This window comes from Microbispora sp. NPDC046933 (assembly GCF_040644635.1).
Classification (GTDB): Bacteria; Actinomycetota; Actinomycetes; order Streptosporangiales; family Streptosporangiaceae; genus Microbispora.
Window position 1 is genome coordinate 1 of sequence record NZ_JBEYWW010000054.1, and the last position, 13,821, is coordinate 13,821.

At 70.0% G+C, this 13,821-nt stretch carries 8 protein-coding genes; 5 read left to right on the forward strand and 3 right to left on the reverse strand.

The window, feature by feature from the left end; translation table 11 throughout:
- Nucleotides 1–68: 68 nt before the first annotated feature.
- Both ABZ857_RS41005 and ABZ857_RS41010 read right to left on the reverse strand, forming a co-directional pair.
- Entirely contained in the window at nucleotides 69–1,493 is a 1,425-nt protein-coding gene (locus tag ABZ857_RS41005; protein WP_357055282.1) for a family 43 glycosylhydrolase, read from the reverse strand.
- Between the two features lie 18 nt (nucleotides 1,494–1,511).
- On the reverse strand, nucleotides 1,512–2,918 hold the full coding sequence (locus ABZ857_RS41010; RefSeq protein WP_357055285.1) for a family 43 glycosylhydrolase: 1,407 nt from the start codon (nucleotides 2,916–2,918) through the stop codon (nucleotides 1,512–1,514).
- A 1,162-nt stretch (nucleotides 2,919–4,080) separates the two neighbouring features.
- Here ABZ857_RS41010 and ABZ857_RS41015 point away from each other — a divergent pair.
- The 4 genes from ABZ857_RS41015 to ABZ857_RS41030 all read left to right on the forward strand — a co-directional run bounded on the left by ABZ857_RS41015 (nucleotide 4,081) and on the right by ABZ857_RS41030 (nucleotide 7,223).
- On the forward strand, nucleotides 4,081–4,494 hold the full coding sequence (locus ABZ857_RS41015) for a helix-turn-helix transcriptional regulator (RefSeq protein ID WP_357055288.1): 414 nt from the start codon (nucleotides 4,081–4,083) through the stop codon (nucleotides 4,492–4,494).
- A 10-nt stretch (nucleotides 4,495–4,504) separates the two neighbouring features.
- Nucleotides 4,505–5,314 (forward strand): molybdate ABC transporter substrate-binding protein, encoded by an 810-nt coding sequence (modA, locus tag ABZ857_RS41020; protein WP_357055291.1) that lies wholly within the window; start codon nucleotides 4,505–4,507, stop codon nucleotides 5,312–5,314.
- Nucleotides 5,315–5,424: 110 nt separating this feature from the next.
- Entirely contained in the window at nucleotides 5,425–6,186 is a 762-nt protein-coding gene (locus tag ABZ857_RS41025; RefSeq protein WP_357055387.1) for an ABC transporter permease, read from the forward strand.
- Nucleotides 6,168–7,223, forward strand: coding sequence for an ABC transporter ATP-binding protein (locus ABZ857_RS41030; RefSeq protein WP_357055294.1), 1,056 nt, complete (start codon nucleotides 6,168–6,170; stop codon nucleotides 7,221–7,223). Before ABZ857_RS41025 ends, ABZ857_RS41030 begins: the two co-directional genes overlap by 19 nt.
- 30 nt (nucleotides 7,224–7,253) lie before the next feature.
- Here ABZ857_RS41030 and ABZ857_RS41035 read toward each other — a convergent pair whose 3' ends face one another.
- Nucleotides 7,254–11,522, reverse strand: a complete 4,269-nt coding sequence (locus tag ABZ857_RS41035) for a bifunctional nitrate reductase/sulfite reductase flavoprotein subunit alpha (protein WP_357055297.1) — start codon at nucleotides 11,520–11,522, stop codon at nucleotides 7,254–7,256.
- A 738-nt stretch (nucleotides 11,523–12,260) separates the two neighbouring features.
- Here ABZ857_RS41035 and ABZ857_RS41040 point away from each other — a divergent pair.
- The gene (locus ABZ857_RS41040; RefSeq protein ID WP_357055300.1) at nucleotides 12,261–13,817 is read left to right on the forward strand and encodes an ABC transporter substrate-binding protein; all 1,557 of its coding nucleotides are present in this window, start codon (nucleotides 12,261–12,263) and stop codon (nucleotides 13,815–13,817) included.
- Nucleotides 13,818–13,821: the final 4 nt, after the last annotated feature.

The following is a 13,821-nucleotide window of genomic DNA, read 5'->3' on the forward strand; positions in this document are numbered from 1 at the left end:
CCCCTCCGCCCGCCGGGGCGAACCCGCCCGCCGCCCTCCCCGGTGCCAGGCACCGGGGACGGCGGTGGTCAGTTGGCCGGTTCGCCGGCGGGTGCGGGGAGCGTGACGCCGAGCCTGGCGGGGGTGCCGAAGTTGGGGGTGCCGTCAGGGTTCCAGGTGAACTTCTGGGCGCGGGTGCTGCGGTTCATGTCGCAGCCACCGCCGGCGGAGTCGTTGGCGTGGTAGACGATCCAGTCCTCGGTGCCGTCGGGGGACTTGAAGAAGCCGTTGTGGCCCGGGGCGAACACGCCGTTCGCGTCGTTGCGCTGGAAGACCGGGTTGGGCGACTTGGTCCAGTGGGCGGGGTTGAGCGGGTCGGATCCGGTGAGGGTGAGCATGCCGAGCTTGTAGTCGGGGCCCCAGCAGGCGCTGGCGGAGTAGATGACGAAGGTCTTGCCGTTGTGGTAGAGCGGCTCGGGGCCTTCGGCGACGGGGAAGGTCTGTCTCTCCCAGGCGAGGGTGGGGCCGGTGAGCTTCACCATTGGGCCGCTGGTGGTCCAGGGGTTGCCGAGCGCCTGGATGAACAGGCTCTGGCCGCCGTTCTGGTAGGTGCCCATGAGGTAGAGCCGGCCGCCGTGCTGCAGGATGCTGGCGTCCAGGGCCCAGACATTGCCGAGGTCGGCCTTGAAGTGGTAGGGGCCCATGGGGTCGGTGCCGTCGCTTTCCAGCACGTGCAGGCGCTGGGTCGGGTTGTAGTCGCCGACGTTCTGGCCGGCGACGTAGTACATGTACCAGCGCCTGCCGTTGGGGCCGTCGAGCAGGTGGAACTCCGGGGCCCACATGTTGCAGCAGCCGTTCGGCAGGCCGGACAGGTTGAACACCGTGGTGTCCGGCGCGTTCTTCAGACCCGCGAGCGTACGGGACCGCCGCATGGTGATGGTGGAGTTCCAGGTGGTGGTCGCCAGGTAGTAGTAGCCGTTGTGGTAGGTCAGCCACGGGTCGGGGCCGTGTTGCTTGAGCGGGTTGGTGAAGGTGTTGCGAGGTCCCGTAGGTGAGGAGGGGGAAGGCGAAGGCGAGGGGGAGGCTGAAGGAGACGATCCCGGCGTTCCGGTGCAGGGCACGCCGTTCAGTGAGAAGGACACGGGGTTGGGGTTGGCGCCGTTCCAGGAGCCGTTGAACCCGAAGGACGTGTTTCCGCCGGAGGGGATCGCGGCGTTGTATCCGGCGTCGACGGCGGTCACGTTGCCGCCGGCCTGGGTCACGGTGGCGTTCCACGCCTGGGTCACCTGCTGACCCGCCCCGAAGGACCAGGTCAGTCGCCAGCCGTTGACTGCGTCACCGACGTTGTGGATCGTCACGTTGGCGCCGAAGCCGCCCTGCCACTGGTTGGTGACGGTGTAGTCGACACGGCAGCCGACGGCCGCCTGCGCCTCGTCGACGCCGACCGGCAGGACGGCGGCCAGGACGGCGGCCAGAGACGTGGCGAGGTAGGCCCGGGAGGGGGAGATTTTCATGGAGAGCTCTCCTGCTTGTCAGTAGACGAACGGCCAGCCGGCCGAGTCGTAGCCGATCTTGTTGATGCCGAGCAGGGCCGCGCCGTTGTCGGCGTAGTAGTGGTAGAAGAGCACGTCACCGTCGCCGTCGTTGATGACCGCCTGGTGACCGGGGCCGTGGATGCCGCCATGGCCGGCGAGCACCTGCGTGCCCCCGCCGGACGTCATCGCCACGCCGTTGCGGTCCACGTACGGACCGGTCACGCTCGACGAGCGGCCGACCATGATCCGATAGGTGCTGGAAGCGCCCCTGCAGCACATGTCGAAGGAGGCCCACAGGTAGTAGTAGCCGCCGTGCTTGAAGATGAACGGCGCTTCGATCGCCGTGCTGCCCGGACGCTGCGCGATGCTCCGGACGGTGTTGTCGAGTCGCTTGCCGGTGGCCGGGTCGAGTTGGATGAGCTTGATGCCGCTCCAGAACGAGCCGAAGGACAGCCACCATCTGCCCTGGTCGTCGATGACGAGGTTGGGGTCGATCGCGTTGTAGCCGCTGGACGAGTTGGTCGAGATGATCATCCCTTCGTTCGTCCACGAGCCGGAGGCGCCGCTGGTGCTGGTCGCCAGGAAGATCGCGGAGTTGCTCGACCCGAAGGACGAGGCCGAGTAGTACAGGTAGTACCTGCCGTTGTGGTACGAGATGTCCGGCGCCCACAGGTTCCTGCTGCCACCGGTGTAGGAGGTGGTCCACGGCGCGCCGCCGGGGAAGACCACTCCGGCGTTACGCCAGGCCGTCCGGTCGGGGGACGTCTTGAGGACGATGTTGTCGCCGGTGTGGGCCAGGAGGTAACCCCCGTCGGGACGCTTCGCCACGCTGGGGTCGTGGACCCCGGTGTCGCCGGTCACGCGTCCGGGGTTGGGATAGGACCCCGGCGGGGTCGTGGGCCCACCCGACGGTGCAGAGGGACTGGGAGAGACGGGCGGTGAAGGCGGAAGCGACGGGCTGGGACTCGCGCTCGGCGAGCCGGGAGCGCCGGTGCACGGCACGCCGTTCAGCGAGAAAGAGACCGGGTTGGGATTGGCGCCGTTCCAGGAGCCGTTGAACCCGAAGGACGTGTTTCCGCCGGAGGGGATCGCGGCGTTGTATCCGGCGTCGACGGCGGTCACGTTGCCGCCGGCCTGGGTCACGGTGGCGTTCCACGCCTGGGTCACCTGCTGACCCGCCCCGAAGGACCAGGTCAGCCGCCAGCCGTTGACCGCGTCACCGACGTTGTGGATCGTCACGTTGGCGCCGAAGCCGCCCTGCCACTGGTTCGTGACCGCGTAGTCGACACGGCAGGAGACCGCGGCCATGGCCGGCGCCTGTGCGGCCATCGCCCCGGCGACCGCCGGCACAAGAACGCCGGCGAGGGCCGCGACTCGTGCGGCCCATCTGGTTGAACGTTGCATAACCAACCCCATTCGAGTCGGTGCTTGAAGGGATTCAGACGGTAAGAAGGGGCGACTCGTGCCGTCAACGAAACGCAGAAAGGGCTCAATGTTATAGCTAACATCCTTGGGCAACGCCACAGCTCAAAAGGGTGTTGATCTTCACTGAATGGCATTGAAAGTTTCAGGGAGCACGTCGTCCGGCCAGCTTGCCTAAACTTTTCGAAGCAATATCGAAATTTTCTAGACCGCAGGAGTTGTCCGAGTCGATGCCAAAGTCGTCCGGCCCACTCTTGATGGCCGGGGTGAGATGGGTCGCTTGCCGGGCGCGCCGGTCGGGAGGCGGGGGCCTGGACTTTCGGGCCGGCGAGCCGCGCCTCACCAGGGGGAGGGCCCCTCGATCCGCCGCGGGAGTTGTCCGTCTCCGGGCATGGTTCAACCGCGTGTGCGAACCTGTTCGAAACCTTGACGCGACATCCCTGCGGGGTTCATAGTGATGCCTGCCGCATCGCTCAAGTCGTAGCGATTCACTCCTGGAGGTCGACGACCGTCCTGCGTGCTTGATTCTGTTAGCGTTAACATTAAGTCGGCAAAAATGGATGTGATCGGCCATGTGCTTTCACATCCCGCGACTCGATGCTCGGCACAATGCGTGCCGGGCCTGTTTGGCATTCATCCCGCGGAAACGCCCGGGTTCACAATAATGTTCACGGGGGAGCTTGCCGGGGCCTCGACGGCTGCCGCGTCCCTGTCCTGTGCCATCTGCGCCCAGCGCCCCTTGCGTCGCCGCGCGGAGTGCCACCCCGGGTCGCTGCTCCACCGGCTTGTGCCGGTGGCGATGAGCCGGGCCGGGGCGTGTGCCCCGTCAGCAGCCCCGGCAGGCCCTGCCGGGGCTTTGACGTGACCGGGGCCGCTCCGGGCGCCGCCTGGACGGTGGAGGATGGCCCGGCAGCAGCAGCGGCGGTGGCCATGGGGTGAGCGTGGGGTGAGCGTGGGGTGAGCGTGGGGTGAGCGGCGTCAACGGCACGGCGGTGAGCGCCGACACGGCCCCTCGGCGGCGCGGGGAACCCGCCCGCATGCTCACAGATCTCGTGGATGCAATGGGAAAACCGTAGATTATGTCGCTGCTGCGGCGGGAGAGAGGTATTCAGGCTGGAATGTGCGAGAGGTAAGGTGAAGCTCTGTGACGACGTTTCGGATCAGCGAGGCCGCCGCGTTGCTCGGAGTCAGCTCCGACACCGTCCGCCGGTGGGTGGACGCGGGCCGGCTGGCCGCGGTGCGGGACGAGCACGGCCACCGGCAGGTCAGCGGGGCCGACCTGGCGGCCTTCGCCCGCGGACAGGTCGAGTCGACCGGCGACGGGCGGCGGTCCTCGGCGCGCAACCGCTTTCGCGGGATCGTCACCGAGGTCATCAAGGACTCGGTGATGGCTCAGGTGGAGATCGCCGCCGGGCCGTTCCGGGTGGTGTCGCTGATGAGCCGGCAGGCCGCCGACGAGCTGGGTCTGGAGGCAGGGGTGGTGGCGGTCGCCGTGATCAAGTCCACCAACGTCGTCGTCGAGATTCCCGGCCACGAGCGCGTGGCCACTACCCCGTGAGGAGCTCCCCTTGGTGTTCAGGCGCCTTTCGCGATGGGCGATCGCGGTGCCCGTCGCGCTGGCGATCGCCGGGCTGTCCGGTTGCGGCTCCGGTGAACCGGCCGCGTCCACGTCTTCCGCTCCCGCCTCGACGCCGGCCGGCGGCGGGGCGAAGGAGGTGACGGTGTTCGCGGCCGCGTCGTTGACCGAGACGTTCACCGAGCTCGGGAAGACCTTCGAGACATCTCACCCGGGTACGGCGGTGAAGTTCAACTTCGGTTCCAGCGCGACGCTGGCCCAGCAGATCGTCCAGGGGGCTCCGGCCGATGTGTTCGCCGCGGCCAGTCCGGCCACGATGAAGACCGTCACGGATGCGTCGCTGGCGAGCGGGCCGACCACCTTCGTGCGCAACAAGCTGGAGATCGCCGTGCCGAAGGACAACCCGGCCAAGGTGGACGAGCTGAAGGACCTGACCGATCCCTCGGTGAAGGTGGCGTTGTGCGCCGAACAGGTGCCGTGCGGGGCGGCGGCCGTCAAGGCGCTGGACGCGGCCGGGCTGAAGGTCACGCCGGTCACGTTGGAGCAGGACGTCAAGGCCACGCTGACCAAGGTCGAGCTGGGAGAGGTGGACGCCGCCCTGGTCTACACGACCGACGTGATCGCCGCGGCGGGCAAGGTGCGGGGCGTCGCGTTCCCCGAGGCGGACAAAGCGATCAACGACTACCCGATCGCGACCCTGTCGAAGGCTCCCGCCGGTGACCTGGCCAAGCAGTTCGTCGATCTCGTGCTGTCGCAGCAGGGCAAGGACGTGCTGACCAAGGCCGGCTTCGAGGCACCCTGACCCGGATGACCTCTGCGCACGCGCGGCGTCCCAGCCGCTCGGACACATCTGGCAGCGGTGCGGCCGGCCACCCGGCCGCCCGCCGTGGGGTCTCCGGTCGTCTGCCGTGGATGCTGGTGCTGCCGGCCGTGGCGGGGCTGGCCTTCCTGGTGCTGCCGCTGGCCGGGCTGCTGATCCGGGCACCCTGGTCCACGCTGCTCCGGCGGCTGGCCGAGCCGCAGGTGCTGGAGGCATTGCGGCTGTCGCTGCTGTGCGCCACCGCCGCCACGGCCATCTGTCTGCTGTTCGGGGTGCCGCTGGCCTGGCTGCTGGCCCGGGTGGAGTTCCCGGGCAGGCGGGTGGTGCGGGCCCTGGTGACCGTGCCGCTGGTGCTGCCGCCGGTGGTGGGCGGGGTGGCGCTGCTGCTGGTGCTGGGGCGGCGCGGGCTGATCGGCCAGTGGCTGGAGTCCGCCTTCGGGATCACGCTGCCCTTCACGACCATCGGAGTGATCGTCGCCGAGGCGTTCGTGGCCATGCCGTTCCTGGTGATCAGCGTGGAGGGGGCGCTGCGCGGCGCGGACCAGCGGTTCGAGGAGGCCGCCGCCACGCTGGGCGCCTCCCGCTGGACCGTGTTCCGGCGGGTCACCTTGCCGCTCATCATGCCCGGCGTCGTGGCCGGAGCGGTGCTGTGCTGGGCACGGGCGCTCGGTGAGTTCGGCGCCACCATCACCTTCGCCGGCAACTTCCCCGGCACCACGCGCACCATGCCGCTGGCCGTCTATCTGGCGCTGGAGACCGAGCCGGAAGCGGCCATCGTGCTCAGCCTGGTCCTGCTGGCCGTCTCGGTGGTCATCCTGGCCAGCCTGCGCGATCGGTGGGTGAGCAGCCCGTGACCTCCGACGGCCTGCGGGCGACCCTGGTCGTCCACCGACCCGCGTTCACCCTGGACATCACGCTCGACGTCGCACCCGGCGAGGTCGTCGCACTGCTCGGGCCGAACGGCGCGGGCAAGACCACCGCGCTGCGCGCCCTGGCCGGGCTGACCGCGATGTCCGGCGGGCACATCAGCCTGGACGGCCGGCCGCTGCACCACCTGGCCCCCGAGCAGCGCCCGGTCGGCATGGTCTTCCAGGACTACCTGCTCTTCCCGCACCTGTCCGCGCTCGACAACGTCGCCTTCGGGCCGCGCTGCCAGGGCGTCTCCAAGGCCGAGGCGCGCCGCGTCGCCGCGACCCTGCTGGAACGCGTCGGCCTGGCCGACCGGGCGGCGGCCAAGCCTCGTCAGCTGTCCGGCGGGCAGGCACAGCGCGTCGCCCTCGCCCGGGCGCTGGCCGTACGGCCCCGGCTGATGCTGCTGGACGAGCCGCTGGCCGCGCTGGACGCGCACACCCGGCTGGAGATCCGCTCCCAGCTCCGCCGCCACCTGGCCGACTTCGACGGCGCCACCGTGCTGGTCACCCACGACCCGCTCGACGCGATGGTGCTGGCCGACCGGCTGATCGTCGTCGAGTCCGGCGCCATCGTCCAGCAGGGCACCCCCGCCGACGTCGCCCGCCGCCCGCGCACCGACTACGTCGCCCGCCTCGTCGGGCTCAACCTCTACCGGGGGATCGGCGCCGGGGCCCGGGTCACGCTGGGCGAGCTGTCGTTCAGCACGATCGAGCAGTTCGACGGGCCCGCGTTCGTGGCCTTCTCGCCCGCCGCCGTGGCCCTCTACCGCACCCGCCCCGACGGCAGCCCCCGCAACCTCTGGCAGGCCACGATCGGCGGCATCGAACGGCACGGTGACAACGTCCGCGTCCACCTCGACGGCCCGATCACCGCCTTCGCCGACATCACCCCCGCCGCCCTGGCCGACCTCGATCTGAGCCCGGGTCAGCAGATCTGGGCCTCGGTCAAGGCCACCGAGACCCACGCCTACCCGGCATGAGCAGGTCCCGCGCGGACGACCGCCTCCGGGTCAGTACACGTCGCGTACGTAGCGCTTGGCCGCGGCGAGTCGCTTGACGTAGGCGGCGGCGTCCTCCGGGGTCAGGCCGCCGTGGTGGGCCACGATGTCACGTAACGCCTGGTCGACGTCCTTGGCCATCCGGCCGGCGTCGCCGCACACGTACACATGGGCGCCCTCCCGCAGCCAGGCCCACAGCTGGACGCCGTGTTCACGCATGCGGTCCTGGACATAGATCTTGGCGCGCTGGTCGCGGGAGAAGGCGAGGTCGAGCCGGGTGAGCAGCCCGTCGTCACAGAGCGCCGTCAGCTCGTCGCGGTAGTAGAAGTCGGTGGCGCGGCGCTGTTCGCCGAAGAAGAGCCAGTTGCGGCCGCGGTGGCCCAGGGCGCGGCGCTCGTCGAGGAAGCCGAGAAAGGGGGCGACGCCGGTGCCGGGACCGATCATGATCATCGGGGTGGCGGGGTCGGATGGCGGCCGGAAGTGCGTGGTGGGCTGGACGTAGACGGGAACGGAGGAGTCCTGCGGGTTGTCGGCCAGGTACGCCGAGCAGGCGCCGCTCCGCATGACGCCGCGCGTGTTGGCGAAACGGACCACCGAGACGGTCAGGCGTATCCGCTCGGGACTGGTCAGGGGGCTGGAGGAAATGGAGTACAGCCGCGGCTGCAGCCTTCTGAACACGCCGGCCCACTCCTGCGCCGTGGCGCGGACCGGCAGGTAGGCGACGACGTCGATGGCCTGGCGGCCCCACACCCATTTGTCCAGCTCGCCCTTGTTGCCGGGACGGAGGATGCGGGCCAGATCACGGTCGTGGGTGCGTTCGGCGACGAACTTCAGCAGGTCGGGGCTGATTCTGGTGATGTCGAGGTGGCGGTGCAGGGCCTGCCCGAAGGGCACGATGCCGAGGCCGGGGAGTTCGACGTCCTCGGCCGGGCTGAGGCCGGTCACGGCCAGCCATTCCATGACCAGGTCGGCCGCGTTGACCGGCACCACGCCGAGGGCGTCTCCGGCCTGGTAGGTCAGTTCGCCGCCGGTGTCGACGGTGAACTGGCGCACCTCCTTCGTGGAGCCGGGCAGGCTGAGCAGCCGGTTGCCGGAGAGTCTCGCGGTGAAAGGGGAGGTTTTGCCGTATCGGACGGGGGAGGCGGACGGCTCGGCGAGCACGGCCGCGGCGGGTCGGGGCTCGCTCACCGCGGGTCCGGGCTCGCCCACCGTGGGTCCGGGCTCGCCCGCGGCGGAGGCGGGCGCGGCGGTGCCGGACAGGGCGTCGAGGACCTGTGCGAGCCAGCCCAGGGCACGCTCGTGCTCGTCGGGCTCGCAGTCCACCCGCGGAACCAGGCGTACGGCGCCGAGCTCCGCCAGACGCAGGTCGAGCCGGCGCCCGTGCCCGCAGAAGTCGTCGTAGCTGGAGTCGCCGAAGGCGAGCACGGCGTAGCGCACCCCGTCCAGCCGGGGCGCCCCGGCGTCGGAGAGGGCTTCCCAGAAGGTCGTGCCGTTGTCCGGAGCGTCCCCGTCGCCGAACGTGCTGGAGATGACGAGCACGTCCGCGTTCGCCGGTAACGCGGCCGGTCCGCAGTCGGCCATGCTGACCAGCCGGGCGCTGCGGCCGGCCTCGGCGAGGCGGCGGGCGCCGGCCGAGGCGAACTCCTCGGCGTTGCCGGTCTGCGAGGCCCACAGGATGACGATCTCCCGCGCGGGTTCGCCGGGCGGCGGTCCCGTCATCGGGGCGGGGGAGCGTGAGAAGGCGCCGGCGAGGGCTCCGTTGATCCACAGCGCGTGGTCGGGGTCGACGGGTGCGTGGTCCGGCAGGACGGGGACGTCCGCGCCGGTCAGCGGGGAGAGCGTGAGGCCGGCCAGGAACCCGGACAGGTAACGGCGCTCCCGCGCGCCGAGGTCCGGCGGGGCCTGGTCGGGCAGCCCGAACAGGGCCGACAGAGCCGCCACCGTCGCGGAACGGTCCGGGTCGGGGAGGACCTGCGCGCCCGCGGAGATCTGACCGCCCCGCGCGGGCTCCGCCACCGGAGTCGAGGCGTCGCCGGACGCCTGCGACGAGCCGAGGGAGGCGAGAGCCGGGGCCGGCCTCGGGGCCGCCGCTTCGGTGGCGATTCTGGCGAGGGAGACCGCGCACACCTTCAGCTCGGGCTGGAACGAGATCGGATCCACGGCGTCGCTGGTGACGGCGTTGACACTGAGGTATTCGCCGAACAGGTCGTTCCAGTGGAACGGCGCGAAACAGTTGCCCGGCATGACCCGGTCCGTGACGACGGCGGGCAGGACGGCCCGGCCACGCCGGGAGGAGATCGCCACCATGTCGCCTTCGCCGATCCCGTGCTCGGCGGCGTCCTGCGGGTTGATCTCGACGAACGGCCCGGGGTTGAGCTTGTTGAGCTTGGCGACCTTGCCGGTCTTGGTCAGGGTGTGCCACTGGTGCTGCAGCCGCCCGGTGTTGAGCACGAACGGGAAGTCGTCGTCGGGCAGTTCGGCGGCGGGCAGGTGGGGGCGCGGGAAGAAGACGGCCCGGCCGTCCGGCGTGGCGAAGGCCAGCCGGGGGCTGCCGCCGTCGTCGCCGGTGAGCAGCGAACGGCTGCGGCCGTCGTTGAGGTAGCGGGTCGGATTGCGCTCGCCCGACTCAGGAGCGGCGGGCCACTGCACGGGTGCGCGGCGCAGCCGTTCGTAGCTGACGCCGCGCAGGTCGTAACCGGTGGCCGGGTTCCAGGCCCGCTTGATCTCCTCGAAGATCTCCTCGGCGCTGTCGTACGAGAACGCCTCCTCGAATCCCATCTCGCACGCGATCCGGGCGATGATCCGCCAGTCGGGCAGCGCCTCGCCGACCGGGTCGACGGCCTGCTGGAGCAGAGTGAGATTCCGCTCGGAGTTGATCATCACGCCTTCGGTCTCGGCCCACAGGGCGGCGGGCAGGACCACGTCGGCGTAGGAGTTGGTCTCGGTGGCGGCGAAGACGTCCTGGGTGACGACGAACTCGGCGGCCTCAAGCCCGGCGATGACGGTCTTGCGGTTGGCGACGCTGGCCACGGGGTTGGTGCAGATGATCCAGCACGCCTTGATCTCGCCCTCGGCCATCCGGGAGAACATCTCGATCGTGCCCTGGCCGATGTCGGTGCGCAGCGTGCCGGGCGCGATGCCCCACAGGTCCTCGACGAAACGGCGGTCCTCCTCGACCAGGACCGAGCGCTGGCCGGGCAGGCCGGGCCCCATGTAGCCCATCTCGCGGCCGCCCATCGCGTTCGGCTGGCCGGTCAGGGAGAACGGCCCGCTGCCGGGACGGCAGATCGCGCCCGTGGCCAGGTGCAGGTTGCACAGCGCGTTCGTGTTCCAGGTGCCGTGGGTGCTCTGGTTGAGCCCCATCGTCCAGCAGCTCATCCACTCGCCGGCCTCGCCGATCCACTGGGCGGCCCGGCGCAGGTCGGCCTCGGGTACGCCGGTGAGCTCGGCGACCACCGCCGGCGGGTAGCCACGCAGGAAGTCCGGCATGGCCTCCCAGCCGCGGGTGTGCTCGGCGATGAACTCCTCGTCGACGTGCCCGTTCTTCACCAGCAGGTGCAGCAGGCCGTTCAGCAGGGCCAGGTCCGTGCCCGGCCGGATCCGCAGGAACAGGTCGGCCCTGTCGGCCGTGGCCGTGCGGCGCGGGTCCACCACGATCAGCCTGGCCCCGGCCTTGACCCGGTCCATGAGGCGCAGGAACAGGATGGGATGACAGTCGGCCATGTTCGCGCCGATGACGAAGAACACCTCGGCGCGGTCGAAGTCCTCGTACGAGCCGGGTGGGCCGTCCGAGCCCAGCGACAGTTTGTAACCGCTGCCCGCGCTCGCCATGCACAGCCGCGAGTTCGACTCGATCTGGTTGGTGCCGACGAAGCCCTTGGCCAGCTTGTTCGCCAGGTACTGCGCCTCCAGCGTCATCTGTCCTGACACGTAGAACGCCAGGGCGTCGGGCCCGTGCTCGTCCAGGATCGCGCGCAGCCGCCGGGCGGTCGCCGTGATCGCCCCGTCGACGCTCGTCTCCTCCGGCTCCGCGCCCCTGCGGGGTCTGATGAGCGCCCGCTCCAGCCGGCCGGGGGCTGCGAGCATGTCGGCGCTGGTGGCTCCCTTGGTGCACAGGCGACCGGCGTTGGCCGGATGGCCCTTGTCGCCGCCGACCTTGACGACCCGGCGTCGCCCGTCCGAGCCCCGCGCCACCTCAAGGACGATCCCGCAGCCGACCCCGCAGTAGGAGCAGACGGTCTTCACTCGAGCGTTGGCGTTGTCCGAGCCTGTCGCCGTCATCGGCCCTTCTTCTTCTCCAGGGCCTGGACGCCGTCCCCGAGCAGTGGGCGCGCCGCAGCCGCAGCGGGCAGATCCAACGACGACAACGTAGGAATGGGCCGTTACACGGCTGTCACAGGTGCCGGCGGCCGCCTGTTACATCGAGATCACCGCCGATGCCCGCCTGCCATACATGAGGAGTGCCGCACCCCCAACCCTCCCGCGCCTGAGGGGTACCAGATGGCGATCACGCAGCTCAGCGATGGTTGCCATGAATCATTGTAACGAATACAGTGTTCCGCCATCAGTGGGAGGGATCCGATGAAGGAACAGGCCGGTGACGATCTGCTCGCCGACGCGCCGATCGCCCATGGGGTCTCGGCGCCTTCGGCGCCTCCGGCGTCCGCCTCGATGTCGTCTCCCACGCGCCGTACTCGCGTGCCGGCCGGATCGGCCTGGTGTGCGCGCAACGAGCGTGGAGTGCCGCCCGCGGATGCCGGATCAAACCGGCGCTCCGTCCGGCGGCTCCGGCCGGTCGGAACTCGGCCGCGGAGGAGAGGGCAGCGGGTTCGAACACCCCATCGAGTGCAGGCGGCCCTGGGCGCTCCGCGCGTGCGTGAGACTCGTATAACGAATCGTTACACCGCCGAAACATCGGTATCTACATAATTCATAACACTCATTTAGTGCCGGGCGCGTGCTCCGCGTCTGTGTTGAAGGACCACCATGAAACGAAGCATTGTTACCCTCCTCGGTGCCGTGGGTGCGAGCGCGCTCGCGCTGACCGGCTGCGCCTCGACGGGCGGCGACGGCGACGGCGGCGCGGCGTCGGACGGCGGCGTCACCTACGCGCTCGCCGGCGACCCGGGCCAGCTCAACCCCGTGAAGAACGCGACCGTGGCGGCTCAGAGCCTCGCCGCGTTCGGCTACGAGTCGCTCGTGTCCTTCACCGCCGGCGCCGACCCCCAGGGACTGCTCGCCGAGAAGTGGGAGGAGTCGACCACCGAGGTGCGCTTCACCCTCAAGAACGGCATCGTCTGCGCCGACGGTTCCCCGCTGAAGGCGAGCGACGTCAAGGCGAGCTTCGACTACGCCGGCCTCAAGGAGACCGGATCCCCGTACCGCGGCGTGTACTTCCCGGCCACCGGACTCAAGATCGACGCCGACGACGCGAGCCGCACCGTCACGTTCCACAGTGACACCCCGCAGAGCTTCCTGCTCGCCACGATCGGCCTCATGCCGGTCGTCTGCCACGCGGGCTCGGCCGACCCCGGCAAGCTCGACACCGAGTGGCTCGGCACCGGCCCGTACAAGCTCGTCAAGTCGTCGCCCGGCCAGAGCTACACGCTCCAGCTTCGCCCCGAGTACGCCTGGGGTCCCGGCGGGGTGACCGCCAAGACGCCCGGCCTGCCTTCCACCGTGACCGTGCAGGTCGTCGAGAGCGAGTCGACGATCGCCAACATGCTCCAGTCGGGCGAGGTGAATCTCGGGCTCGTCGCCGGCGACGACCGCGAGCGTCTCGACCCGCTCGGCCTCAACAAGATCGACGTGCCGGCCCGCCCAGGTCTGCTGTTCTTCAACCAGGCCAAGGGGCGCGCGACCCACGACCTCGCCGTGCGCCAGGCGCTCGCCGGCGCCATCGACCGCGACGCGGTCGGCAAGGTGAGCACGGGCGGTCGCGGCACGCCGATGAAGAGCCTCACGACGTCGTACAGCAACGTCTGCAAGACGACCGACATCACTCCGGCGATCACCGCGTTCGACAAGAACGCCGCGGCGGCCGCGCTCGACAAGGCCGGCTGGGTGAAGGGCGCGGACGGCACCCGTGCGAAGGACGGCAAGCCGCTGTCGCTCGTGCTGCTCTATCCCGCGAACTCCGACAAGTCGGCTGTCTCGGGCATCGAACTCATGCAGCAGCAACTGGCCGAGATCGGGGTGAAGGCGACCCCGACGCCGTCGCCGTCGTACACCGACGTCATCTTCCAGGGCGGCGACTGGGACCTGGTGTGGGCTCCCATCTCGACGACCCTGCCGAACACGTGGCAGGGCATCCTCTCGGGTGACTTCCCCCCGAAGGGTGGCAACTGGACGTACAACACCAACAAGGAGTTCTTCGACCTGGCCGCCAAGGCCCAGGACCAGGCCGGCGAGAACAGCTGCGACAGCTGGCAGGCCGCGCAGCAGTCGCTGGTCAAGGACCTCGAAGTGCTGCCGTTCTACGAGGCGACCGAGACCACCTACGGCAACGGCGTCAAGTTCGCTCTGAACTCGAACACGCTCGTCGTGCCCACCAGCCTGCGCGTGTCGTCGAAGTAGCCTG

Bases quoted from the DNA above. Each gene is read 5' to 3' on its own strand.
- ABZ857_RS41025 (WP_357055387.1), top strand. From the start codon at position 5,425: ATGCTGGTGCTGCCGGCCGTGGCGGGGCTGGCCTTCCTGGTGCTGCCG.
- ABZ857_RS41035 (WP_357055297.1), bottom strand. From the start codon at position 11,522: ATGACGGCGACAGGCTCGGACAACGCCAACGCTCGAGTGAAGACCGTC.
- ABZ857_RS41010 (WP_357055285.1), bottom strand. From the start codon at position 2,918: ATGCAACGTTCAACCAGATGGGCCGCACGAGTCGCGGCCCTCGCCGGC.
- ABZ857_RS41005 (WP_357055282.1), bottom strand. From the start codon at position 1,493: ATGAAAATCTCCCCCTCCCGGGCCTACCTCGCCACGTCTCTGGCCGCC.